This is a genomic window from Marivita sp. NO-S04, from assembly GCF_059070475.1.
In genome coordinates this window covers 1,115,034-1,138,699 of the sequence record NZ_CM180980.1, presented here as the reverse complement: position 1 = coordinate 1,138,699, position 23,666 = coordinate 1,115,034, and the positions used below count along the sequence as shown (strand labels likewise).

The window sequence follows — 23,666 nt, the reverse complement described above, 5'->3', positions numbered from 1 at the left end:
GGCGCTTTGATCTATTATTTACTGTGGCTTAGCGGCCCAGAGACCACCATCCACGCCGTTTCTTCTTGGCACTGTCCGCGTCATCCCCTGCCTCGGCCTCGGCCCCAACAGGTTCGGGTTCTGGCGCAGCGACCGGCGCTTCAGCTTCGGGTTCGACCGCTTGTTGCTCCGTCACGTCCGGTTCGGCAGCAACCTCGGGCACCGGCGCGGGCTCTGCCAAAGGCTCGGGCGCAGGCTCATCTGCCGCCACAGGTGTCACAACTTCCGGCACAGGTGCGATCTCTTCCGTCGGGATCACGGCAACAGGCTCTTCAGTCTTTGCAGGCTTCTTGGCCCGGGTCCGTTTTACAGGTGCCTTCTTGGGTTTGGGCGCAGCCTCTTCGGCATCTGCCACCACCTCAGAGCCTTCCGGCGCCTCAGCGGCTGGTTCGACCTTTTTGCGGCTACGGCTGCGCGGCTTTTTCTTGGGCGCGTCCTCTGCCGCCGGAGCCACATCAGGTGCTTCAACCGCATCCGTGGACACGGCATCTACCGGAGCTGCCGCCTCGACGGCTGCAACCTCTGTCTCCGCTGCGCTGTCCTTCGCGGATTGTGCAGGCTTGCGCGACCGGCTGCGGGTCCGTTTGGGCTTGGCCTGAGCCGCATCCTCTTGGGGAGCTGCGCCAGTCGCCGCTTCGGCAACAACGGCCTCTTCCGCGACCGGTTCCGATGGTGTTGCCTCGTCCCCGCCATCCGCAGTCTCGTTTGTGTCCGCGTCGGTATCCGTATCCGCCTCACCGTCATCCTGACGATCACGGTTGCGATTGCGGCCACGACCTCCACGACGCGACCGGCGACGGCGCTTCTTGGGCTTGCCATCGTCCTCTTCGGACGTCGGCGTTGTAACGACCTCAGCCTGCTCTTCGTCCTCTTCGTCCTCGTCGGCGGCGTCCTCGTCCACTTGATCCATGAGCGACGTATCAACAGACACGACATGCACAGGTGCTTCGGGCACGACACGAGTCGCGGTCTTGAACTTCTCCATCGAGAAATCCGGGCTGACCAGATGCACATCGCCTTCGATGCGCACGGACAAACCATAGCGGGCCTCGATCTGGGCCACGTGTTCGCGCTTCTGGTTCATCAGGAAGTTGGCGATGGAGACTGGGCACTTGACCAGAACCTCACGCGACCGGCGGCGCACGCCTTCTTCTTCGATCTGACGCAACACCTGCAGCGCCATGTTGTCATCCGACCGGATCAAACCAGTGCCATGACAGCTTGGGCAGGGCTGAGTCGTTGCCTCGATCATGCCGGGGCGCAGACGCTGGCGCGACATTTCCATCAGGCCAAAGCCGGAAATCCGGCCCACCTGAATGCGCGCACGGTCGTTCTTGAGCTTGTCTTTGATCCGCTTTTCAACAGAAGCGTTGTTCTTACGCTCGTCCATGTCGATGAAGTCGATCACGATCAGACCGGCCAGGTCGCGCAGACGCAGTTGGCGTGCCACTTCTTCGGCCGCTTCAAGGTTGGTTTTAAGCGCGGTTTCCTCGATCGAGCCTTCCTTGGTGGCCCGACCCGAGTTCACGTCGATAGCCACAAGCGCCTCGGTCACACCGATCACGATATAACCGCCGGACTTGAGCTGCACCGTCGGATTGAACATGCCCGACAAGTAGGATTCCACCTGATGGCGCGCGAACAACGGCATCTGGTCTGCGTAATGCTTCACGTTCTTGGCGTGGGACGGCATGATCATTTTCATGAAGTCCTTGGCGATGCGATAGCCGCGTTCGCCCTCGACCAGAACCTCGTCGATATCACGATTATACAGATCGCGGATCGACCGTTTGATGAGGTCGCCTTCTTCGTAGATCTTGGCCGGCGCGATGGATTTCAGCGTCAGTTCGCGGATCTGTTCCCACAGGCGCTGCAGATATTCGTAGTCGCGCTTGATCTCGGTCTTGGTGCGCTTGGCACCTGCCGTCCGAATGATCAGGCCCGCGCCCTGCGGGACGTCGATCTCGTTGGCGATCTCTTTGAGCTTCTTGCGGTCAGGTGCGTTGGTGATCTTGCGGCTGATGCCACCACCGCGTGCGGTGTTGGGCATAAGCACGCAATAGCGGCCTGCCAGCGACAGATATGTGGTCAGCGCTGCGCCCTTGTTGCCGCGCTCTTCCTTGACGACCTGCACCAGAAGGATCTGGCGCACCTTGATAACTTCCTGAATCTTGTAGCGCTTGGGGCGTGGCTTGCGACGCGGTCTGATGTCTTCGTGTGTGTCATCATCGGCGACGGATTCGATGTTTTCATCGCGGTCCGCAGGTTGGGACAGATCGTCGACGTCGTCGTCCTCATCGTGCAGATCGGTCGCCTCGGCGCTGTCGGCCTCATCGGGTTCCTCGACCGGAGTTTCCGCCACCGTTTCCATCGGTGACAGCCCTTCGGCCTCGTCCTCGTCATCATCGCCACTAAAGTCGATGGTCTCCATGCCCGAGATGTCGTCCGACACCTCTTTGGTGGTCACGGCATCATCACCTTCGGCTTTGGCGGCCCGTGACCGGTTGCGGCCCCGGCCCCGACGCGACTTGGGTTTTTCGTCTTCATCCTCGCGACGCGCCTGGCTTTCGGCATAGGCACGCTCTTCTTCCATCAGAGCTTCACGGTCCGCGACCGGAATCTGATAGTAGTCGGGATGAATTTCCGAGAACGCAAGGAACCCGTGGCGGTTGCCGCCATAGTCTACAAACGCCGCCTGAAGCGACGGTTCGACCCGTGTTACTTTTGCGAGATAGATGTTGCCAGCAAGCTGGCGTTTGTTTTCGGATTCAAAGTCAAATTCCTCAACCTTGGTTCCGTCGACCACCACAACGCGGGTTTCCTCCGCGTGGGTGGCATCGATAAGCATTTTCTTAGGCATAAATTCCGTGCGCACAACCGCCGCCGCCCCCACCTTTCGGGTAGGAACAGGGATCGGGTGTGTCTTGTCATGGCGAGTAGGTGCGCAGCGGCTGGCCGGGGTGAAATGCCCCGTTGCTCTAGCCTCATGTCCTGCGCGCGTTTCATCGCGTTTCTTCTCCGACGCATGTCACAGGGGTGACTGCATCCGTTACGAACCTGATGTTCGGATAAACCTCAGGTGTTTGTAGAAGGCCTTACAGCCATACCAGCGTGCTCTGAACTCAGGACATTTTGCCGATGCACAGAACAGCGAAACTCTTTCGCCCGCACTCCGCGAAACGGATTAGGCTGACAACCACAATAAGGGCAGAGCCGTCCATTGCACAATGGGCAATCTTACCTTTTCTGCATATGTCCTCTGTCTTATGACACCATGAGGATCCAAAGAGCGCCCAAATCAAGGGAAACCACCGCATGAGCAAGAGCCTAGCCCGCGTGCGCACCGCCCTCGAAACACTGGGACTGCCCGCAGATATCCGCGATGTCGGACAGGCCCGCACCGCACAAGAGGCCGCAGACAGTGTGGGCTGTCACATCGACCAGATCGCCAAGTCGATCATCTTCCGCGCCGAAACCAGTGGCGATGCCGTGCTGTTCCTGACTGCAGGTGGCAACCGCGTCGATTCGACCAAGGCGTCAGCCTGCGCGGGCGAGCCATTGGGCAAGGCGGATGCAAACCTTATCCGCGCACAAACCGGCTTTGCCATCGGCGGCGTGTCCCCGATCGGACATCTTAATCCGATCCGCGCGTGGCTGGACCCCCGGCTGCTGGAATTCGACGTGGTTTGGGCCGCAGCGGGCACACCGCGGCATGTTTTCCCACTCGATCCAGCAGTTCTTTCAAAAATTTCATCCGCTCAAATATTTGATTTCACATCATAAAATAAGTGAATGTAAAAAACATTCACATTTTCTCTTGCAAACGAGGTCAACAATTCCGATCTGTTCAATGTGAAAGACATTCACATCAAACAAACAACGGAGTTGATAATGAGCACGATCGCCGCCCCCGCTTCTCTTCCGGCCCGCATGGGTTGGTTTTCCCGCGCCGAGGCGTGGCTGGACAACAAAGGTAAAGGCGCTTGGATCGCCGCTATGGTCCTAGGTTTTATCGTCTTCTGGCCGGTCGGCCTCGCCCTTCTTGCCTACATGATCTGGAGCAAACGCATGTTTAATTCATCCTGCAGCAGCCGCCGCATGTCCTCGAAACTCACCACCATGCGCTCGTCCGGCAATACCGCCTTTGACGCCTACAAGACCGAAACCCTGCGCCGCCTCGAAGAAGAGCAGGAAAATTTCGAAGCCTTCCTCAAGCGCCTGCGCGATGCCAAGGACAAGTCGGAGTTCGACCAATTCATGGACGAACGTGCAAAATCCGCAAAGGAAAGCCGCGAAACCGCAGACGCGTAAACCTTGCACAACCCGCCTGTGGCCCCATATCGGGGCCACGCCCCTCATTCAGTGAAAGAACGGTTTTTCGACAATGTACGCCACCGACGTCTATCCCAACCTGCCCGACCCGATGGTCCAGCCCGAATTCTACGACAGCGTCACGATCAAGCGTGGTCTGGCCTGGTTGATCGACGCAGCTTTGATCGCGGCGCTTCTGGTGCCCGTGGTTGTGATGACGGCCTTCATCGGGCTTTTCTTCCTGCCGTTCCTGTTCTTCGTCACCGGCTTCATCTACCGCGTGGCCACCATCACCGGACGCTCGGCCACGTGGGGCATGCGCCTGATGTCGATCGAATTTCGCGACAGCCGTGGCGAACATTTCGACTTCAGCCAAGCCTTCATGCACACGCTGGGCTACACAGTGTCGATGGCGATTTTCCCGCTGCAACTGATCTCGATTGCGATGATGTTTCTTACAGAACGGGGTCAGGGTCTGACTGACATGCTTTTGGGCACTGTTGCGATCAACCGCCGCGCGTAGCCGGACACGTCAAATCCGTTGACAGACTCACCGTCATTTGGCATCGAAATCGCGTTGTGCCGACGATGGCGTCGTCGGAGTTAGACCCACATCAAGCTTTCCACAGAAAGCGTATCGTCCTGAACGCCCGGATGTGATGCCGGGCGTTTTGCATATGGTCCCGGCAGATGCTCGGAGACTTGACTATGTTCGATACCCCCAACCGTCCTCAGACCTTCACCTGCCACAATGGCGACAAGGCCCCCCTGCCCTTTGCACAGGCCGAATATGACCAGCGGGTCGCGAGCCTGCGGGCCATCATGGCAAGCCATGATTTGGACGCGGTGCTGCTCACCTCTATGCAGAACATCTCGTATTACTCGGGTTTTCTCTATTGCAGCTTTGGCCGGCCCTACGGCCTTGTCGTGACCCACGACACCTGTACCACCGTCAGCGCCAATATCGACGGTGGCCAGCCATGGCGTCGCGCGCATTGCGACAACGTCATCTACACCGATTGGGAGCGCAACAATTACTGGCGCGCTGTCGCGGCTTTGGTCGGCAAAGGCCGTCGCATCGGCGTCGAAGGCGACCACCTTACCCTTGCCGCCCGTGCCACGCTGGACACGTTCCTCAACACACCCGAAGTGATCGACATCGCTCCTGATACGATGCGGTCACGCATGGTCAAATCGCCAGCTGAAATCGCCCTGATCACCGAAGGGGCCCGTGTGGCGGATGTGGGCGGCTATGCCATTCGCGACGCGATCAAGGCGGGTGCCCGCGAGATCGACATCGCCATGGCAGGCCGCGATGCGATGGAACTCGAGATCGCCCGCAGCTTCCCCGACAGCGAGATGCGCGACAGCTGGGTCTGGTTCCAGTCGGGTCTCAACACCGACGGCGCGCACAACCCCGTGACGATGCGCGCATTGCAGCACGGCGATATCCTTAGCCTCAACACCTTCCCGATGGTCTCGGCCTATTACACCGCATTGGAACGGACCTTGTTCCTCGGTGAACCCGACACCGACAGCCTCCGCATCTGGAACGCCAACGTCGCTGCCCACGAACTGGGCCTCAGCCTGATCAAACCCGGCATCTCCTGCGCCCAGATCTGCGACGAGATCAACCGTCTGTTTGCGCAGGAAAACCTGCTTCAGTACCGCTCCTTCGGGTACGGTCACTCCTTCGGCATTCTAAGCCACTACTATGGCCGCGAGGCGGGCTTGGAGCTCCGCGAAGACATCGACACGGTGCTGGAGCCGGGCATGGTGGTCTCAATCGAACCGATGCTCTGGATTCCTGAAGGAACTGCCGGGGCTGGCGGTTACCGCGAGCATGACATCCTTGTCGTGAACGAGGATGGCGCAACCAACATCACCGGGTTCCCGTATGGACCCGAGCATAATGTGATCGGGTAAGATCGCCAATCATGAGACCCGCCGTCGCGCCAGCGGCGGCGACGCGTCCGCCCGCCCCATGGCGGGCGCGTTCCGCGCCCACCCGGGCGAACGCTTGCGCTATTAACTGGCCGCACCCGACGATTGTGTTGGCAGCTCTCCACCCCGATACCAATCCAGCACATAGACCCGGATCGCAGAGGCCAAACCCACTTCGATGTCCCGCCCCTCGTCGATCTCTGCCGCCAGCGCGTTGATCGGCATGTCCCGCGCGGCGGCAATGTCCCGAAATGCCCGCCAGAACGCATCCTCCAACGATACGCTGGTGCGATGCCCACGCAACGTCAGCGATCGTTTAACCGGGCGTCCGCTCATGTCGTGGATTTGCCGTCCAGATCGCGCTTTGCCTTGTCGGCCCGCGCTTTCTCCAGATCCTTCTGCGCCTTGCTGCGCCCGAATTTTGCAGAGTTTTCGTCTGCCCGCGCCTTTTTGTCTGCGCGAGCCTTTGATTTGCGGAAGTGGTTGAGGTTCGAAACGGTGCCCATACAGAATGTTTCCCCCAAACAGCGCTTCAGGTCCAGTCCTCTTAAGTGGCGTGAAGCCTCTGGCGTGGCCGAATGTACCAATACCAGACCCGATACGCCTCAAGCGCGGCAAGCGGGCCGAAATGGACAAGAGCCGCAGCAGGGTTGTCCCAATCATGCAGCGAAGCCCAGTGCACCAACGTCAGACCGGCTGCTGGATATGTCCAGCGCTGGAGGGTTTTCCAACGCGGCCCCATGACGCGCACGAAATAGTCAGTTGAGGTCACGGCAAGCGGGATGAAGATCACGAAAGCCACCCACCCGGTCCAGATGTAAAGCCGGGGCAGTTCGGTGATGACCGTGTCCAAGGACGCCTTGTCGATCAGATAAAACGCGGTGTGCGCGGCCGCATAGGCAAACGCCGCCACACCGAAATACCGCCGGTTCTTTTTGAGCCATCGCGGAAATGCGGCGGATTTAAAGAGCAAGATCAGCGGCGATGCCAGCATCGCGATGATCATGAACCGCGCGGCGAATTCACCGGTGGGATGAACAAGAATATGATAGATTTTCGGGTCGGTAGACGTGGCAAGATCATACGTCATGCCAAAAGCGGGCAAGGCCAACACAAGCCAAAGCCAATAGGGAGAGAAACGCGACATGGAACAGTCCTGAATAATGATGGTCACATGCCTAGACTCACGCAGGGCTAATCACTTTCCGTCGCAAAAAACGAAAAAAAGAGGACGCACCAAGCGTCCTCTCCGTTTCTTTTTTGCAATTGCTCCTGAAACATCCGCCTGAAAGGGCGATGTACAAGGCGCAGTTTGCTTACCCTTTCGGCCCGATCATGTCCTCAGGCCGCACCACGCGGTCAAAGGTTTCGGCATCGACAAAGCCCAGTGCAATCGCCTCTTCCTTGAGAGTTGTGCCGTTCTTGTGCGCCGTCTTCGCGACCTTGGTGGCGTTGTCATAGCCGATGGTCGGCGCAAGTGCCGTCACCAGCATGAGCGACTCTTTCATCAGCTTGTCGATGCGCGGCTCATTGGCCTCAATCCCCAGCAGCATGCGCTCGGTAAAGCTGTCCGCTGCGTCGCCCAGCAATTGCATGGATTGCAACAGATTATAGGCCATCATTGGGTTGTAGACGTTCAATTCGAAATGGCCTTGGCTGCCTGCGAACTTAATCGCCGCATCGTTGCCCATGACATGGGCTGCCACCTGCGTCAGCGCCTCTGCCTGCGTCGGGTTCACTTTGCCCGGCATGATCGACGATCCCGGCTCATTTTCGGGAAGGATCAATTCGCCCAGACCCGAACGCGGGCCAGAACCAAGGAAGCGGATGTCATTGGCGATCTTGTAGCACGATCCCGCAACCGTCGCCAAAGCACCCGACATGAACACCATGGCGTCATGCGCGGCCAGCGCCTCGAACTTGTTGGGCGCGGTCACAAACGGCAGGCCCGTGATCTCGGCCATGTTCGCCGCCACGGTCTCACCCCAACCCTTTTTGGTGTTGAGACCGGTGCCCACAGCGGTGCCGCCCTGCGCCAGCTCGTAAATGCCCGGCAGGCAGGTCTTGATCCGCGCGATGCCCTGACGCACCTGATGCGCGTAGCCCGAAAACTCCTGCCCCAGTGTGAGCGGGGTCGCGTCCTGGGTGTGTGTTCGGCCAATCTTGATAATGTCTTTGAATTCTTCGGCTTTTTGCTCAAGTCCCGCCGCCAGCTTTTCCAGCCCCGGCAGCAACGTGTCGCGCACCATCATCGCGGCGGCAATGTGCATCGCGGTTGGGAAGGTGTCGTTCGACGACTGGCCCATGTTGCAATGATCATTGGGGTGCACCGGGTCTTTCGATCCGATCACACCACCCAGAATTTCAATCGCCCGGTTCGCAATCACTTCGTTGGCGTTCATGTTCGACTGGGTGCCAGACCCGGTCTGCCAGACAACCAGCGGGAAGTTGTCGTCGAACTTGCCGTCGATCACCTCTCCTGCCGCCTGAATGACCGCATCCGCCAGACGCGCGTCCAGATCACCCGACGCCTTGTTCGCCTGTGCGCAGGCTTTCTTGATCACACCCAAGGCGCGGACGATGGCGATAGGCTGCTTTTCCCAGCCAATGGGAAAGTTCATGATCGAGCGCTGTGTCTGTGCGCCCCAATATTTTTCGGACGGCACCTCAAGCGGGCCAAAACTGTCGGATTCGGTGCGGGTCTGAGCCATCTGGGCCTCCTCGGTATGCAGTTGCATGCCGTTTAGCCGCAACCGGCACACAGAGCAATTGTCAAACTGGCGCAGGCGCTACTTGCGGAACGTGTCTAAGCTCACGACTTCGGCGTCTTTGCGATTTGTCTCGGAGGCATCGGCCCCCTTAGACTTTGCGCGATCCTTGCTCTCTTTGGTCGGACGGGGCGTGGGCACCAAAGCGCCCTCTTCCGGTCCCTCTCCTTCCATGCTCTCGAAACGTAGGCCGAATTCGACTGACGGATCGACAAACGTCAGCACTGCATCGAAGGGAATATACAGCCGCTCGGGTGCATCGCCGAAATTCAAGGTCACGGCAAAGCCGTCTTCCGCCACTTCAAGATTGTCGAACCAATGCTGCATCACCACCGTCATTTCACCGGGATACCGGTCCGACAGCCAATCCGCGATTTCCACATCCGGGTGCCCGGTGTCGAAGGTGATGAAAAAATGGTGATCACCGGGGAGGCCATCCTTCTGGACGTCCTCAAGAACGGTGCGGATCAATCCGCGCATCGCCTGATGCATCAGGCTGCCATAATTGATGCCAGTCGTCATCGCCGTCATCCCCTGAGTCTCACCTGATCATATTGCATTAAATCGAAAACAAAAGGCTTGGCATGCTGCAATATCATGCAAAGGGCGGAAATCCCTCAGCCAAAGACAGAACTGATTTCGCGCAGGATTTTGCGGCGGATCGCACGGGCATAGTCCCTGTGCCCCCGCGCGGTTTCGACGAACCCGTCGGCGGTGATCACGTTACGCTGATAGAAATTGGTGATCGCCCGCCCCAGCCCTTCGATGGCCAGACCGTTGACCGTCACACCCGACCTTTCCGCCGCGCGGCGCATCTGCCGCACCTCTCCGCCCGCATTGGGGGTGCCGTCGCCTGACATGTCGATCACCCGGCGCGCACAGTTCGGGCCACTGTCGAAATGGCGCAGCGCATGGCGCAGCGCTTCGGCCGGGGCGGTGTTCGACATCACGAAGGCGCGCGGCAGACGTTCCACCGCCGATGCAAACAAGTGCACATGGCTGGGACTGACCATCTGCGTCCAATCAAGGCTGACCTCCTGCGCATCCACACCGGACCACTGGATCACGCTCAGCGCCACCTGATCGCGCACCAGAATCTCGGCGATTTCGGGATCACGCAGGGCGGCTGCCAGCCCGTCGATCTGAAGCCGGTATTCCCCCGGATCGACCGATTGTGACACATCCATGGTCAGAATCAGCGCCGTGCGGCACGCATGCACCGGTTGGGCGAGGCATAGACATATGAGAAAAGCGCGCCAAAGCATCAGCTGCATTGATCCCGTCCCGCGCGACAAGGTCAAGCGCAAGGCGCCCGCCCGGATTTCACAAAGTCTTCAGGCAAGTGCCCCGCACATTCCCAGGGCATGCCTTGGCAAAGCGCAGATCTGGGGCAACAGCGCTGCGCGCACGATTCTACGACGAGGCGCCGATCTACGGATAGACCATGTTCACGCTATTGAACGGCTATTGGCGCGCAAGCCGGATCGGAGATGCCCTGCACATGGGACGCGAATTGCTCGGCTTCAGTCCAAACCTGACGGACAACTCCACCCTAGAGTCGCCCCGGTTCAGGTAGTCGCCATATCTGCAATTCTTTAACGAGTGCACGGTCGGGAGTAGTCTTCCATAAGACTGAGCGTGGCACTACAGCGGCCACCAATATTGTGTTTTTTGGGGAGTAAAGTGCAGGCTTCTGTTGCCAGGTGCCTGCGAACCCCGCCTTACGCTGCTAGGCGCAAGGACTTAATTTTCGATATTACCGACCGCTTACGCGGCAAGTGCTACCGGAGCATTGTTGTCATTTGCAACTATACTTTGTGAACCGATAACGGTGGTATCTCACCGAGACAAAGCAGACGTGTTTAGACGTTCGTCGATCCTATTTCGACCCCATGATCCTGCAAATGACAGGGTGTTTGGTGGAGTCGCCGGGTACCGCCCCCGGGTCCGAGCCGCTTATTGAACGCGCGTTTATGTCTATAGTCCCCGAAGGAACACGATGAATATCGGAGTTTTGCCGCCCGAATTCAAGGGGCATCTGGCGCAATCGCGCAGACTGAAGCAAGATGCGCGAAATCACAAGGATCACGCCAATGGACCAGAACCAGACAGTGTCGTTCACCCAGATGAAGGATGGCACCAAGGAAGATTACGAGCTTCTGGAAAAGCTGGAAAAGCCATACCTGTCCCTCACCCCGGATCGTATTCTTGATGAATTGCGCCGTCAGGGCGAGGCGACGCTCGAAGGCTACCGCATCACCCGCCTGCAACACGGGCTGCAATCCGCCACCCGCGCCGAAGCGGACGGGGCCGATATCGACTGGATCGTTGCCGCGCTCTTGCACGATGTGGGCGACGGGCTGGCCCCACAGAACCACGACCGATTTTCCGCCGAGGTGATCCGCCCTTTCGTGCGCTGGGAAGTCGCATGGGTGGTCGAACATCACGGCATCTTCCAGATGCTTTACTACGGCCACCATTACGGCTGGGACCGCAACGCGCGTGACAGGTTCAAGGATCACCCCTGCTTTCAGTCCTGTGCTGATTTCTGCGAACGCTGGGATCAGTCGTCGTTTGACCCGGACTATACGATGAAACCGCTCGACCACTTCGAGCCATTGGTGCGCGAGGTCTTTGCGCGCAAGGCTTATGATCCTGCCGTGATCCGCGAAGGTGAGGTTGTCGGCCTGCCCTGAGCAACAGCGCCGTATTGAATTACCGCCCGGCAGGAACGGCAGAATGCCGTCGTTCCCGGGCCAGCCACCATTCCGCGAACAGAGCGTTCGGCACCCAGCATATCCACGCCAAGACGGGGGACGCATCCACGTAGCTCACCCCGTTCAGCATGTATCCCGCCAAGTATATCCGCAGCGTCACCCCCGCCAGCGTCAGCGCAAAAGACCGGATCATCCAGACACGATGCTGCGCAAACTCACGCTGCCGTGCGTGATAGACGGCTTTGGCCGTCGTGCCGATCCAAAGTACTGCAAGGATCATAAAGCCTGCCCCCGGCACCCACCCGCCCGGCGCGAACAGTCCTAGCCAGAATCCAGCCACACCGCTCACCAGGACGCACAGTGCATACAGTCGTCCTGTCCAACGATGCAGCGCAGGACGACGGGCGCGCAGTTTGGGCATGAATTGCAAAACACCAGCCACCAAGGCCACGGGTGCTAACGTCACATGAAGGGCGAAAACCATGCGCCGCGCTTCAAGGTGATCTTCAAAGCCCGGAAAAGACAGATCAAATCCAAGCCCAAGAAACCGCCACGATCCAAGCGCCACAAGACCGCTCAAGACGGCCATAAGAAAAAACGGGAGGCGGGATGTCATGGCTTGGCACCTGCAAAAGCAATGTTCGATGCTAGGCACGCCCCCGGCAGGAGTCGAGGAATTACGAGCTCGCCCCCAAAAGCCACAGACGGACGCCTCAAAATAATGCACCCTTTCATGTAAGACGCGCCGCTTGCATCCTTTGCACGGCTGGTGTGAGCTTTGATCAACGCAGATAAAGGGCTCCCGTGACACAAACCAGCCTCTTCACGGCCAAGCAAGGTCAGACGATTTTTCAGCCCGGTCAGGAGTGCCCCGGATTTCTGGACCTGACCAAAGGGTTGATCCGCGTGATGCTGACGGGGGCGTCCGGGCGTGAGGTGGTGCTCTACCGCGTGCGTCCCGGCGAGGTTTGCTTACAAACCTTTTCCTGCCTCGTGGATGGGCACACTTACGGGGCCGAAGGCATTGTCGAGGCCGATATCGAAGGCACATTGATCCCCGCGAGCCTGTTTCGGCAACAGATGGAGGCGGACCCCGAGTTCCGCCAAAAGGTGCTAAGCTCCGTCGCGCTGCGCTTTTCCGAATACCAGCAACTGGTCGAAGATGTGGCGCTTACCAATTTTGATGCGCGGCTGGCCAAGGTGCTGTTGCGGCTGGCCGACGCAGAGGGCACCGTTCACGCCACCCATGCCGCCTTGGCCGCGGAAACCGCGTCGGGCCGTGCCTATGTCTCGCGCAGGCTGGCGGCGATGGCGCGCAATGGCGTGGTCGAACAACTGCCCGAAGGCATCGCCATCACGGACAAACGCGCTTTGGAACAGATTGCCGCAGATCCCCGGTGACTCTGTCACCGTCACACAGCCCGTCCCTTTGCTAATCTCCCCGCATGAGCATGAAAAGGAGACCACCATGACCAAGAACGAAGGAACCATCGACCGCGCCCTGCGTGTGATTGCAGGTCTTGTCCTGCTGTCGCTCGTCTTTATCGGACCGCAGACCATGTGGGGCCTGATCGGTATCGTGCCACTGGCCACCGGCCTGATCGGCATCTGCCCGCTGTATTCGATCCTCGGCATCAACACCTGCCCGATGAAGAACTAAGCGAAAGGGACGGTCGTCTTTCCTTCGACCGTCCTTTTTCCACCAGTCACAAAAGTTGTGATTGGACCGACCATCCGCAGTTCGGCATCCTGACGGAATGAAAGCAACCATAGCCCTTCTGATCGCCGCCAGTCTCATCTTGTCTCGCGCTGCCACTGCCGAAGAGGTCGAGGTCGATCTTGAACTGGTGCTGATGGTCGATGTGTCCCGGTCGATGACCGAACGCGAGTTGGAGATTCAGCGCAAAGGCTATGCCGAGGCGCTGCGCTCGGACGCGGTGTTCGCCGCACTTCAGTCAGGCCTCCTGCAAACCGTGGCGGTGACCTATGTCGAATGGGCCGGCACGCAGGAAGTCGTGATAGACTGGCGTCTGCTCCAGACCCGCGAAGACCTTGACGCCTTTGCCGACATCCTCACCTCGCGGTTTGATCCCGCGCTCCGGCGCACGTCGATTTCCGAAGCGCTGATCTTTGGATCGCGCCTCATCGAAACCAACGACTACAAAGGCTTACGGCGTGTCATTGATATTTCGGGGGATGGTCCGAACAATCAGGGCCGCACCGTGACCGTCGCCCGTGATGCTGTTCTGGCCAAGGGGATCATCATCAACGGCCTGCCGCTTCTGACGCGCGAAGGCATGGACACATCCTGGCACCTCGACAACCTCGACATCTATTACGAAAGCTGCGTGATCGGCGGGCCGGGGTCGTTTGTCATTCCGGTCTTCGACTGGGATGATTTCGCCGAAGCGGTGCAGCGCAAGCTGGTGCTGGAAATGGTCTCCCGGCCACCCGAAGCGCAGATCATTCCCGCGCAAGCCCGCCGACTCGACCCCACCGACTGCCAAATCGGAGAGAAAATCTGGCAGGAACGTCGCCGCTACTGGGACAGCCCCTGAGCACCCGGAAGGTTGACGATCAACAGCCACGCCGCGAACACCGCCTCGAACAGAAAATACAGATGCGCCTTGGGAAAGGGCGGCTTGTCGAGCAAGAGGGACAGTCCCCGCCCCAGCCCTGCACCCAGATAGACAAACCCCATCATCGCATAGGCCCAAGGCGTGCCCAGCCATAGGCACGCAGCGCCCACGATAACGAACATGCCGCCCACCGAGGCGCGCAATTCCGACAGGCCCATCGTGGTCTCGCCGGTCTGCAAATCCAGCACCCCGGCCGTATACCGCGGCGCCAGCATGCCGAACGCGCCCAGCGCAATGGTCAGAAGGGCAGCGACGATGTTCAGAATATCAATCATAGTGATCCTCGTGGTGTCCGGGGTTAACCGCACACATAGCCCACCGTTCCAACGCTTCATCAAAAAATTGGCGCATTGTTCTGGCACTGATACACTCGCCCAAAAGCAAGAGCAGTCCGCCCATGCCAGCCCCGCCCCAGACCGTGCGCCGCCGCAAGGTGTTCTACATTCCCGGCTACGACCCCTTCCCGGCCCGCCGGTATCGCGAGCTGTACCGCACCGAAGGTGCCAAACAGGCCAAGATTTCGGGCTACGGGCTGCATGTCGAGGCCACAATCGGCGACGGCCCTTATGGCTGGCACGCCTCCGGCCTGATCGACGACACCCGCGTGACCGCCGATTTCGAGGTGCTGCTCTGGTCCGACATCGTGCGCGACAGCATGTCGAACAGCATCCCCAGCACCTACTGGCAACTGATCCGCACAAGCTGGATCTACATCGCGTCAGGCACGCTGCGCCGACTGGCGGTGCTGCCCAAAGGCCCGCTGGCCGCCGCACTTTACCCCATAGGCGTTCTGATCCTGCAACTCCTCACGGCGGTGCTGGCGGCGCATCTGGTCGGCTGGGCTCTGTCTACGCTTTTTGGTGCTGCGACCCTTTGGGCCATCGGCCCCGGCGCGGTTCTCAACTGGGGCACATCGCTGCTTTACTGGACGCCATTCTTCGCCATTATCGTGCTTGTCCTGCGCTGGTTCAAATCGCAGGACCGCCGGATCTACGCCTATTACCTGATGCACGATTACGCCTTCTCGGCCAGCCAGAACGGAGCCACGCCCCCTGCCCTGCAAACCCGCATGGACGAATTTCGCGGCACCATCGCGACATCACTCCTGCAGGATTATGACGAAGTGCTGGTGGTCGGCCATTCCTCGGGCGCACATCTGGCCGTGTCGATCCTCGCGGACATTCTGCGCGACAACCCGAACCGACCGGCAAGCCCGGCGCTGTCCTTTCTCAGCATCGGCCACGTGATCCCGATGGTGTCTTTCCTGCCCGACGCTTGGGCCTTGCGCCGCGACCTCCAATTCCTGTCTGAACTTGACGAGATCGTCTGGGTCGATGTCACCGCACAGGGCGACGGGTGCTGTTTCCCGCTTTGTGACCCGGTTGGCGTATCCGGTGTTTCTACCGCGGACAAACAATGGCCGTTGGTGTTCTCGGCGCAGTTCTCGCGCACGATGGCGCCCGAGCGGTGGACGGCGCAGCGGCGGCAGTATTTCAAACTGCACTTTCAATATCTGTGTGCCTTCGAAAACCCTCTCGACTATGATTATTTCCAAATCACCGCAGGCCCGCTGACCTTGGGAAAGCGCTATGCCACCCGCGCACCATCTCCCAGCCGGATCGACGTGCCCGTGTCGAAATACACGAACACCGCGCCGTGATTCCGCCCAAGCCCATATCGCGACCTGACCGCGTGTCACTTTGGCGGTATCTGCAGCTGTTTCGGCAGGACATCCTGTCCGCCCAGCCAGACCGGCTTTACGGCGCGTGGATGGCCGAATTTCGTACACCGTTCTTTCGGTCCTACCTTGCCAATGATCCCACTCTGATCCGAACCATCCTGAACGACCGGCCACGCGATTTCCCGAAATCCGACCGCATCGGCGAAGGGCTGCGCCCGCTCTTGGGTCAATCGGTGTTCCTGACCAACGGCCCCAAATGGGACCACCAGCGCCGCATCATCGACCCGGCCTTTGAACGCGGGCGTCTGACCCAAAGTCTGCCCGCCATGTGGGACGCCGGTCAGGCGATGGTGACCCGCGTGCTGGACCAGATCGGCACCGGAACTGAGATCGAGATTGAAGAAATCGCCAGCCACGCCGCTGCCGATGTGATCTTCCGTACGCTGTTTTCGATCCCCATCGAAGACAAGATCGCCGCTCAGGTCTTCCACGAATTCCGCACCTACCAGCGCAGTCAACCGATCCTCAACCTTGCCGCCTTCGTCCCGTTGCCCCGCTGGTTCCCCCGCTTTCACCGCGCCGAGACCAAACGGGCTGCCGAACGCATCCGCGCGCTGATCACGCAGCTTGTGGACGCGCGACGGGACGCCATAGCAAAAGGCACCGCGCCGGATGATCTGGCGACCCGGATCATGACGACACCAGACCCCGAAACCGGCCAGTGCTTTTCCGCCGCCGAAATGGTCGATCAGGTCGCGATCTTCTTTCTTGCCGGGCACGAAACCAGCGCCAGCGCGCTGTCGTGGGCGCTTTACTGTTGCGCGGCGGCCCCCGAGTGGCAAACACGCATCGCCGAAGAGGCTGAAGCACTCAGCGACCCAAAAGACGTCAAACGCCTGACCACCAGCCGCGACGTGTTCCGAGAAACGCTACGGCTTTATCCGCCTGTCCCTATGATTGTGCGCGAAACCACTAAGTCCGAGAGTTTCCGCAAACGCGCCATTCCAAAAGCCGCGCAGCTTGTCCTCAGCCCGTGGCACCTGCATCGGCACACGAGACTCTGGACCGATCCCGACACCTTCGACCCTGCGCGCTGGCAATCCGAACAGACCCGCCAATCCGCCCGCGATGCCTATATGCCGTTCAGCGCTGGCCCCCGTGTGTGCCCCGGCGCAGGGTTCGCGATGGCCGAAGGTCCGCTTTTGCTGTCCATGCTTCTGCGTGCCATAGCAATCACGCCCGTGACAGGCAAAACGCCTCAACCCGTCGCGCATCTTACCGTCCGGGCGCGCGACGGGATATGGCTTCGCGCCCAACCTCGGCGCAGCCCAGCCACAGAAGACGCGGCATAGCCATTAGGTTAGCGCTAACCGTTTGGCAAACCTCTATCTTTTTAGAATAGGCTGATCTAGGACAACGCCAACCACACCATTCCAGCTTGGGGATTTCACATGACCGACACCGCAATGGCAGACCGCATCAAAACAGGCGCAGGCTTTATCGCCGCCCTTGACCAAAGCGGCGGGTCCACCCCCAGGGCGCTGCGCCTCTACGGCATCGAGGAAGATGCCTATAACGGCGATGCCGAGATGTTCGCCCTGATCCACGACATGCGCTGCCGCATCATGACCGCCCCCGACTTCACCTCTGCCAAGGTCCTGGGCGCGATCCTGTTCGAGCGCACCATGCGCGACACGGTCGACGGCGTGCCGGTTCCCACGTACCTTTGGGAACAGCGCGGCGTGGTCCCGTTCCTAAAGATCGACAAGGGCTTGGAAGACAAGGCCGATGGCGCGCAGATCATGAAACCGATGCCGGGGCTTGAGGCGCTGCTGGCCGATGCCAAGGCGATGGGCGTCTTCGGCACCAAGGAACGCTCGGTCATCCACGAGGCCAACGCCGCAGGCATCAAGGCCGTTGTCGCGCAGCAGTTCGACGTTGCCAAGACCGTCTGCAAGGCGGGCCTCGTGCCGATCATCGAACCCGAAGTGGACATCAACAGCCCCTCCAAGGCCGAGGCTGAAACGATCCTCAAACAGGAAATCGCAGCGCATCTCGACACTTTGGGCGATGGCGAAACGGTGATGCTCAAACTCACCATCCCGACCGAAGACGGTCTCTATGTCGACCTTGCCGATCATCCAAAAGTGCTACGCGTGGTGGCTCTGTCGGGGGGCTACAGCACCGACGACGCGTGCGACCGGCTGGCCCGGAACCCCAAGATGATCGCCAGCTTCTCGCGTGCGCTGGCCGAAGGGCTGACGCACCAGATGTCCGAGGCCGAGTTCAACGCCGCCCTCGGCGCGAATATTGACAAGATCTTCAACGCGTCGAAGTAATCATGAATGTGACCGGCGGGTATTTGTCCTGCCGGTCGCTCAACGGCCGCCCTGCCCGGCATAGGTGATCCGCCGCAGCACCCATTCAAACGGCCCAAGCCGGAAGGCGCTGCGCCAGACCACCAGAGCCACGATCAAACCACATGTCACGGCGATGGCGATCAGAACGACCTGAGGCCGCGGCACCGCGTCCCACAAGCCCAAGCCATAGCTGGAAAACACCGTCGACAGGATGATCGACTGTCCCAGATAGACGCTCAGGCTTGATCCTCCAGCCGCCAGAAACCGCGACAAGACCGGTCCCGGCGGTCGCGATATCGCGGCAATCGCCCCAAGATACCCCAATGTCGACACAGGCGCCGCGATCAACAGCACAGCACTAGCTGCCGTGATGCCGTGCGCATGCAACAGCCATGACGCCAGCAGGCTGAAACCGACACCGGGCACAAGACACCAGCGCCGTGCCCGCGTCCAAACCGGGTCATCTGAATTGTCAATCAGTCCCGACTTTACCGCAGCCAGCCCGAGGCAGAACCAGCCCAAAGCAGCAACGCCTTGAAAGATCAGGACAAACGGCGACATGACGGCATAGGCAATGGCGCGGAAGCCAATGGTTTCGACCAAGCTGCCCGTGGTCATCACCTGACGCTCCAGCGCCACGATGTCTTCAGGCATCTCGCCCGGCGATGACACGAAGGACGCAAACGCCAAGGTTGGAAGGATCACCAGCGCAGCACCCAGCTTGGTCAGTCGCCCAGGCTGCCAATTCCGCATGAGGTACAGGATCGACCCGGTGACGGAATACACCAACAAGATATCACCCGGAAAAAACAGACACCCGTGCAACACACCGAACAGAAAAAGTCCGATCATCCGATTGCGATAAAGCTTGCTGAACGCATGGCCATTCCTCGCGGCCGACCGCATCAGGAACCCCAGCCCGACCCCGAACATGAACGAAAACAGCGAATAGCTTTTGAAAAGCGCAAGGCCATCGACCAACCAAAGCGTTACCATTTCAGCGGTGGTTTCCGCAACCGGAGTGGCCAGACCACTGAGCAGCGAAAAGGCCATGAACTGGACGTTGACCACAACGATCCCGAACAGCGCAATCAGGCGCAGATAATCCGGCATCAGGGCACGTGTTTGACCGGACATCAGCTGCCCTCTCAATATACGGATCAGTCAGACAGCCAAAACGGGCGGCGCGGTCATCCCGCCTGTTTCAACTCTTCCACTGTAGAGCCATACCCACCACCGCTGACATAATTGGCTTCGCTCGCTGACGAATGTCGGCCCAAAGCTGTGTTGCGATAGGGGAAGCGTCCGAATTTGCGGATCACTTCACGATGCGCACGGGCGTGCAGCAGGTTGCTGGCCCCATGTTCCGGCATCCTGTCCAGCATCAGACGCACACAGCGGTCCTGATCGGCAAGGTTCTCGGAATGCATCAGCGGCATGTAAAAGAACTGCCGCGCGGGTTCGTCGATTTTGACATCCCAATTCTTGCTGATCGCCTGCTTGGCCGCCGCGAGCGCAAACCGGTCAGATGCAAAGGCCTTGCCGGTGTTGCGGAACATGTTGCGCGGGAACTGGTCCAACAAGACGACATAAGCCAGTGTTCCACTTGGATAGGTCAGCCACAGCGCGTGACGGCCTTCCATCGCGCCCTCCCAAGCGGCTCCGAATCGGTCACGAATTTCCTGATCCAGCGCCTCTTCAGATTTGTACCAACCACTTGGTCCGACCTCGTCGAGCCAGAAACTCAAAACATCTTCAGGCGTGATCATCGCTCTCTCCCGATCCTACGCGCAGTCCCCCACTGTCTGGCAGACGCTAGCCAAGAAACGAATCGTGAAACAGTCACTTTTCATGTCATTGCCGACACATGGTGCATTTCGTGCCTGAATTAGCGGCGTCAGACGGCACCTGCTTCTTTTTTGGCCTCAGCCGCATCCTGCGCTTCCGCCTCAGCTTCAGCTTCGGCTTCGGCGGTTTCGATCGCCCATTCCGATGCGAATTCCACTGTTACAGGCGATGCGGTGGGCATCATGCCCTGATACGCGCTGGTCTCATCCGACGACGGAGCCCGACGCTGTGTCATCCGGTAGAACGCGTAGCCCGTCAGAGCCAGCAGCACAAAGGCCAGCAGGATAAAGTATCCCGGCGGTCCCATGACCTGCATCGCGTAACCGATGATCACCGGACCCGCTATGGCCCCAACGCCATTCACGAACAATAACCCAGCCGAGGCCGCCGCCATATCCTCGTGTTGAAGAAAATCGTTCGTATATGCAATGAGCAGCGAATACAGCGGGTTCGACAGTCCTCCGATCAGGAACGCAGCGGCGACCAGAACGTAGAAATTCCCGCCAAAGAACATCCCCATAAGCGACGCCAGACCCGCAATCAGCGCCGACAGCGCAATCAAGACACGTCTGTCGAACCGGTCCGACAGCCAGCCCACCGGATATTGGAAGATCAGCGCGCCCACATAAAACGCGGCAGTGAAAATCGGGATCTGTCCGATGCTCAGCCCCGCTTCGGTTGCATAAACCGCCGCCATCCCGAACTGCGCGGCAAAGACACTGCCCATCAGAAACATGCCGACGCAGCCCAGCGGAGACGTTTTGTAAAGCTCAACCAGCGTCATCCGCTTGGTACTTTCAAACGCAGGCGTCGGCGAGATTGATAGCAGGATCGGTGCAAAGGCGATGGAAACCAGCACCGATGGGATCACGAACAAGAGATACCCCGACGGGTCCGGCACCACGAGCAATCCCTGCGCGATGATAATGCCCAGCATCTGAACGATCATGTAGGCCGACAGCGCCTGACCCCGGTTTTCATTGGTGGCTGAATTGTTCAGCCAGCTTTCGGCCGTCACGTAAACGCCGCAGAAACAGAAGCCGATCACCACACGCCCGATGATCCACGCAATCGGATCCTGAATCGTCGGAAACAGCAACAAAGCCGCGGACACGAATGACCCAAGCGCCGCGAAGACCCGCACATGGCCCACTCGCCGGATCATGTCCGGCGTCACCCGAGACGCCAGCAGGAACCCGGCAAAGTAAGCGGACATCACCAAGGACATCTCGACCGAGGAGAACCCAAGTGTCGAGCCGCGCACCCCCAAAAGCGAGCCCTGCAAGCCATTGCCCAGCATCAGCAAAAGCATGCCCAACAGCAGCGGCCACGATGTTCGGATCACGGTTAACACTTCATGTCCCTTCGGGTTCTTTATTTCTGACGCAGAGGCGTCGGATCATTCCGGCGCACGAAGCCTGCCTAGTCTCACACAACGTCTCAGACCTACGCGCGCATTGCGACGGTCGCAATGACAGGGGCGACTTTTTGGGGACCAGTCACGAACGCACCAGTTTTCGCGACGTGCGAACATGCGCAGACACAGGCTGCAGGATCAAAAATTCAAACACTCGCGATCTGTCTCATGCCCGATCCCCCAACCTAAATCACTGAATTTCATTGTCACATCGCCATTCCAAGGGCAGGCTTGGAGCATTGCTACGGACAGATCCTTAAAAGGCGATTGAGAACTCCCAATGACAAAAATGATGACTGGCGGCGCGGCCATTGTAGACGCGATCTTGAAACATGACGTCGACACTGTCTTTGCATTGCCGGGCGTGCAGACCTATCCCTTGATGGACGCGCTTAAAAAAGCCGAACCCTCCATCAACGTCATCGGTCCGCGCCATGAACAAACAGCGGCCTACATGGCTATGGGCTATGCGCGGGCAACGGGCAAACCCGGTGTGTTCTCTGTGGTGCCCGGCCCGGGCGTTCTCAACACAGGGGCGGCCCTATGTACCGCTGTCGCCGTCAATGCACCTGTCTTGCTGCTCACGGGTCAGGTGCCCTCTGCTTTCTTGGGGCGGGGCCGTGGGCATTTGCACGAAATCCCCGATTAGCGCGCAACGCTTGCGTCGTTTATCAAATGGGCCGAGCGTATTCCCAATGCGACCGCAGCACCCCGCCTTGTTGAGGAAGCCTTCCAAAGAATGACCAGCGGGCGACCCGGCCCCGTTGCATTGGAAATGTGCTGGGACACCATGGCCCAGCCTGCGCCCGTTGCCGAAACCGGTTCTGCACAGCCAGCACACGAGACCCCACCCAACCCCGCGGCCATCGCCGACGCGATCGCGTTAATCAAAGGGGCCAAACACCCGATGATCATGCTGGGGTCCGGCGCGCAACACGCCGCGGCCGAGGTGCTGGCCCTTGCCGAGCGCTTGAATGCCCCGGTCACGGCCTTTCGCGGCGGGCGCGGTATTGTCCCCGCCGATCACCCGCTCTGGGTCAATTCCGTCGAAGCCTATGAACTGTGGGGCGACACCGATGTGCTGATCGGGATTGGATCGCGCTGCGAAATGCAGGCGATGCGGTGGCGCGGCATGATGGATGCCTCCGACCAGATCACAGCAGAGCGCAAGTTGATCCGCATCGACATAGAGCCCGAAGAAATGCTGCGGCTCAAACCGGATGTGGGCGTTGTGTGCGACTCTGCCATCGGCACTGCGGCCATTACGGACGGCCTCGCGGCTGACGGTTTTGCCGGATCGGAAAACCAAGAGCGGATCGCGGACGCGCGTACAAGAGCCGCTGAATTGATCAACACGATCCAGCCACAAGTGTCTTATCTGGACGTCATCCGCAGGGTCCTGCCGCGCGAGGGTATCCTTGTGAAGGACATGTGCCAGGCAGGCTACGCATCCTATTTCGCGTGGCCGGTTTACGCGCCGCGCACCTACATCACCTCCGGCTATCAGGGAAACCTCGGGTTCGCCTATCCGACAGCCCTTGGCGCCAAGGTCGGTTGCCCGGACAAACCCGTGGTCGCCATTCTGGGCGATGGCGGCTTCATGTTTGCGGCATCAGAGCTTTCCACCGCTGCGCAACATGGCATTGGCGTCGTGGCGATTGTGTTCAACAACGGATCTTACGGCAATGTGGCCCGCGACCAGATCACGAATTTCGACGGCAGAACCATTGCCAGCGACCTGCCCGGTGTGGATTACGTGAAACTGGCCCAAGCGCATGGCGTGGCAGCGCATCGCGTCAGCACCCCGGCCGAGCTTGAGCCGGTTCTCGCACAGGCCATTGCGACAGGCGCGCCAGCCCTGATCGAAGTGCAGGTCGATCTGGCGGAAGAGACAAGCCCATGGCCGCTCATTCTGCGCGCCGATCTTCCCTATACGCCTTAG

The 23,666-nt window shown here is 59.6% G+C and carries 25 protein-coding genes and 1 other RNA gene; 13 read left to right on the top strand and 13 right to left on the bottom strand.

Annotated features, from left to right (window positions below):
* Positions 1–28 precede the first annotated feature (28 nt).
* Positions 29–2,899 carry an Rne/Rng family ribonuclease gene (locus tag ACK3EW_RS06095; RefSeq protein ID WP_493808871.1) on the bottom strand — a complete coding sequence of 957 codons (2,871 nt, stop codon included), beginning with the start codon at positions 2,897–2,899 and terminating at the stop codon, positions 29–31.
* Between the two features lie 455 nt (positions 2,900–3,354).
* Here ACK3EW_RS06095 and ACK3EW_RS06090 point away from each other — a divergent pair, with 455 nt between their 5' ends.
* From ACK3EW_RS06090 to ACK3EW_RS06075, 4 genes are all read left to right on the top strand, one after another.
* Complete coding sequence (locus ACK3EW_RS06090) at positions 3,355–3,822, top strand: YbaK/EbsC family protein (RefSeq protein ID WP_493808870.1); 468 nt, start codon at positions 3,355–3,357, stop codon at positions 3,820–3,822.
* A gap of 108 nt (positions 3,823–3,930) precedes the next feature.
* Positions 3,931–4,350 (top strand): DUF2852 domain-containing protein, encoded by a 420-nt coding sequence (locus tag ACK3EW_RS06085; RefSeq protein ID WP_439121038.1) that lies wholly within the window; start codon positions 3,931–3,933, stop codon positions 4,348–4,350.
* Between the two features lie 73 nt (positions 4,351–4,423).
* Positions 4,424–4,873 (top strand): RDD family protein, encoded by a 450-nt coding sequence (locus ACK3EW_RS06080; RefSeq protein WP_493808869.1) that lies wholly within the window; start codon positions 4,424–4,426, stop codon positions 4,871–4,873.
* A gap of 185 nt (positions 4,874–5,058) precedes the next feature.
* On the top strand, positions 5,059–6,276 hold the full coding sequence (locus ACK3EW_RS06075; RefSeq protein WP_493808868.1) for an aminopeptidase P family protein: 1,218 nt from the start codon (positions 5,059–5,061) through the stop codon (positions 6,274–6,276).
* Positions 6,277–6,378: 102 nt separating this feature from the next.
* Here the strand turns inward: ACK3EW_RS06075 and ACK3EW_RS06070 are convergent, their stop codons facing one another.
* The 7 genes from ACK3EW_RS06070 to ssrA form a co-directional block, all read right to left on the bottom strand.
* On the bottom strand, positions 6,379–6,630 hold the full coding sequence (locus ACK3EW_RS06070; protein WP_493808867.1) for a ribbon-helix-helix domain-containing protein: 252 nt from the start codon (positions 6,628–6,630) through the stop codon (positions 6,379–6,381).
* Positions 6,627–6,800 carry a DUF4169 family protein gene (locus tag ACK3EW_RS06065; RefSeq protein ID WP_493808866.1) on the bottom strand — a complete coding sequence of 58 codons (174 nt, stop codon included), beginning with the start codon at positions 6,798–6,800 and terminating at the stop codon, positions 6,627–6,629. Before ACK3EW_RS06065 ends, ACK3EW_RS06070 begins: the two co-directional genes overlap by 4 nt.
* Positions 6,801–6,841: 41 nt before the next feature.
* A complete protein-coding gene (locus tag ACK3EW_RS06060) occupies positions 6,842–7,441 on the bottom strand; it encodes a ferric reductase-like transmembrane domain-containing protein (RefSeq protein WP_493808865.1) in 600 nt (199 codons plus the stop codon).
* 169 nt (positions 7,442–7,610) lie between these two features.
* On the bottom strand, positions 7,611–9,005 hold the full coding sequence (gene fumC / locus ACK3EW_RS06055; protein ID WP_493808864.1) for a class II fumarate hydratase: 1,395 nt from the start codon (positions 9,003–9,005) through the stop codon (positions 7,611–7,613).
* Between the two features lie 78 nt (positions 9,006–9,083).
* A complete protein-coding gene (locus tag ACK3EW_RS06050; protein ID WP_493808863.1) occupies positions 9,084–9,584 on the bottom strand; it encodes an SspB family protein in 501 nt (166 codons plus the stop codon).
* A 95-nt stretch (positions 9,585–9,679) separates the two neighbouring features.
* Positions 9,680–10,336, bottom strand: a complete 657-nt coding sequence (locus ACK3EW_RS06045; RefSeq protein ID WP_439119942.1) for a DUF1194 domain-containing protein — start codon at positions 10,334–10,336, stop codon at positions 9,680–9,682.
* Between the two features lie 408 nt (positions 10,337–10,744).
* Positions 10,745–11,097, bottom strand: a transfer-messenger RNA (tmRNA) gene (gene ssrA, locus ACK3EW_RS06040).
* 58 nt (positions 11,098–11,155) lie between these two features.
* Between ssrA and ACK3EW_RS06035 the strand changes: the two genes are divergently transcribed.
* On the top strand, positions 11,156–11,758 hold the full coding sequence (locus ACK3EW_RS06035) for an HD domain-containing protein (protein ID WP_493808862.1): 603 nt from the start codon (positions 11,156–11,158) through the stop codon (positions 11,756–11,758).
* 19 nt (positions 11,759–11,777) lie between these two features.
* Here the strand turns inward: ACK3EW_RS06035 and ACK3EW_RS06030 are convergent, their stop codons facing one another.
* Positions 11,778–12,395, bottom strand: a complete 618-nt coding sequence (locus tag ACK3EW_RS06030; protein ID WP_493808861.1) for a DUF2306 domain-containing protein — start codon at positions 12,393–12,395, stop codon at positions 11,778–11,780.
* A gap of 188 nt (positions 12,396–12,583) precedes the next feature.
* On the opposite strand from ACK3EW_RS06030, the gene ACK3EW_RS06025 reads away from it, so the two are divergent.
* The 3 genes from ACK3EW_RS06025 to ACK3EW_RS06015 all read left to right on the top strand — a co-directional run bounded on the left by ACK3EW_RS06025 (position 12,584) and on the right by ACK3EW_RS06015 (position 14,337).
* Positions 12,584–13,180, top strand: coding sequence for a Crp/Fnr family transcriptional regulator (locus tag ACK3EW_RS06025; protein ID WP_493808860.1), 597 nt, complete (start codon positions 12,584–12,586; stop codon positions 13,178–13,180).
* 67 nt (positions 13,181–13,247) lie between these two features.
* The gene (locus ACK3EW_RS06020) at positions 13,248–13,439 is read left to right on the top strand and encodes a YgaP family membrane protein (RefSeq protein ID WP_085632803.1); all 192 of its coding nucleotides are present in this window, start codon (positions 13,248–13,250) and stop codon (positions 13,437–13,439) included.
* A gap of 97 nt (positions 13,440–13,536) precedes the next feature.
* The gene (locus tag ACK3EW_RS06015) at positions 13,537–14,337 is read left to right on the top strand and encodes a DUF1194 domain-containing protein (RefSeq protein WP_493808859.1); all 801 of its coding nucleotides are present in this window, start codon (positions 13,537–13,539) and stop codon (positions 14,335–14,337) included.
* Here ACK3EW_RS06015 and ACK3EW_RS06010 read toward each other — a convergent pair.
* Positions 14,319–14,693: a DUF4345 family protein gene (locus ACK3EW_RS06010; protein ID WP_085632843.1), complete on the bottom strand. Its 375-nt coding sequence runs from the start codon at positions 14,691–14,693 to the stop codon at positions 14,319–14,321. The two genes, ACK3EW_RS06015 and ACK3EW_RS06010, sit on opposite strands and share 19 nt — an antisense overlap.
* Positions 14,694–14,815: 122 nt before the next feature.
* On the opposite strand from ACK3EW_RS06010, the gene ACK3EW_RS06005 reads away from it, so the two are divergent.
* The 3 genes from ACK3EW_RS06005 to ACK3EW_RS05995 all read left to right on the top strand — a co-directional run bounded on the left by ACK3EW_RS06005 (position 14,816) and on the right by ACK3EW_RS05995 (position 18,438).
* Complete coding sequence (locus ACK3EW_RS06005) at positions 14,816–16,078, top strand: hypothetical protein (protein ID WP_493808858.1); 1,263 nt, start codon at positions 14,816–14,818, stop codon at positions 16,076–16,078.
* Positions 16,075–17,451 (top strand): cytochrome P450, encoded by a 1,377-nt coding sequence (locus tag ACK3EW_RS06000; protein ID WP_493808857.1) that lies wholly within the window; start codon positions 16,075–16,077, stop codon positions 17,449–17,451. The genes ACK3EW_RS06005 and ACK3EW_RS06000 overlap by 4 nt, the downstream gene beginning before the upstream one ends.
* A 99-nt stretch (positions 17,452–17,550) precedes the next feature.
* The gene (locus ACK3EW_RS05995) at positions 17,551–18,438 is read left to right on the top strand and encodes a fructose bisphosphate aldolase (RefSeq protein ID WP_493808856.1); all 888 of its coding nucleotides are present in this window, start codon (positions 17,551–17,553) and stop codon (positions 18,436–18,438) included.
* A gap of 39 nt (positions 18,439–18,477) precedes the next feature.
* Here the strand turns inward: ACK3EW_RS05995 and ACK3EW_RS05990 are convergent, their stop codons facing one another.
* From ACK3EW_RS05990 to ACK3EW_RS05980, 3 genes are all read right to left on the bottom strand, one after another.
* The gene (locus ACK3EW_RS05990; RefSeq protein WP_493808855.1) at positions 18,478–19,596 is read right to left on the bottom strand and encodes a DUF418 domain-containing protein; all 1,119 of its coding nucleotides are present in this window, start codon (positions 19,594–19,596) and stop codon (positions 18,478–18,480) included.
* A gap of 53 nt (positions 19,597–19,649) precedes the next feature.
* Positions 19,650–20,228, bottom strand: a complete 579-nt coding sequence (locus tag ACK3EW_RS05985) for a DUF924 family protein (RefSeq protein WP_493808854.1) — start codon at positions 20,226–20,228, stop codon at positions 19,650–19,652.
* 128 nt (positions 20,229–20,356) lie between these two features.
* The gene (locus ACK3EW_RS05980; protein ID WP_439119932.1) at positions 20,357–21,661 is read right to left on the bottom strand and encodes an MFS transporter; all 1,305 of its coding nucleotides are present in this window, start codon (positions 21,659–21,661) and stop codon (positions 20,357–20,359) included.
* 343 nt (positions 21,662–22,004) lie between these two features.
* On the opposite strand from ACK3EW_RS05980, the gene ACK3EW_RS05975 reads away from it, so the two are divergent.
* A complete protein-coding gene (locus ACK3EW_RS05975) occupies positions 22,005–22,373 on the top strand; it encodes a thiamine pyrophosphate-binding protein (RefSeq protein ID WP_493808853.1) in 369 nt (122 codons plus the stop codon).
* A gap of 90 nt (positions 22,374–22,463) precedes the next feature.
* On the top strand, positions 22,464–23,666 hold the full coding sequence (locus ACK3EW_RS05970; protein ID WP_493808852.1) for a thiamine pyrophosphate-dependent enzyme: 1,203 nt from the start codon (positions 22,464–22,466) through the stop codon (positions 23,664–23,666).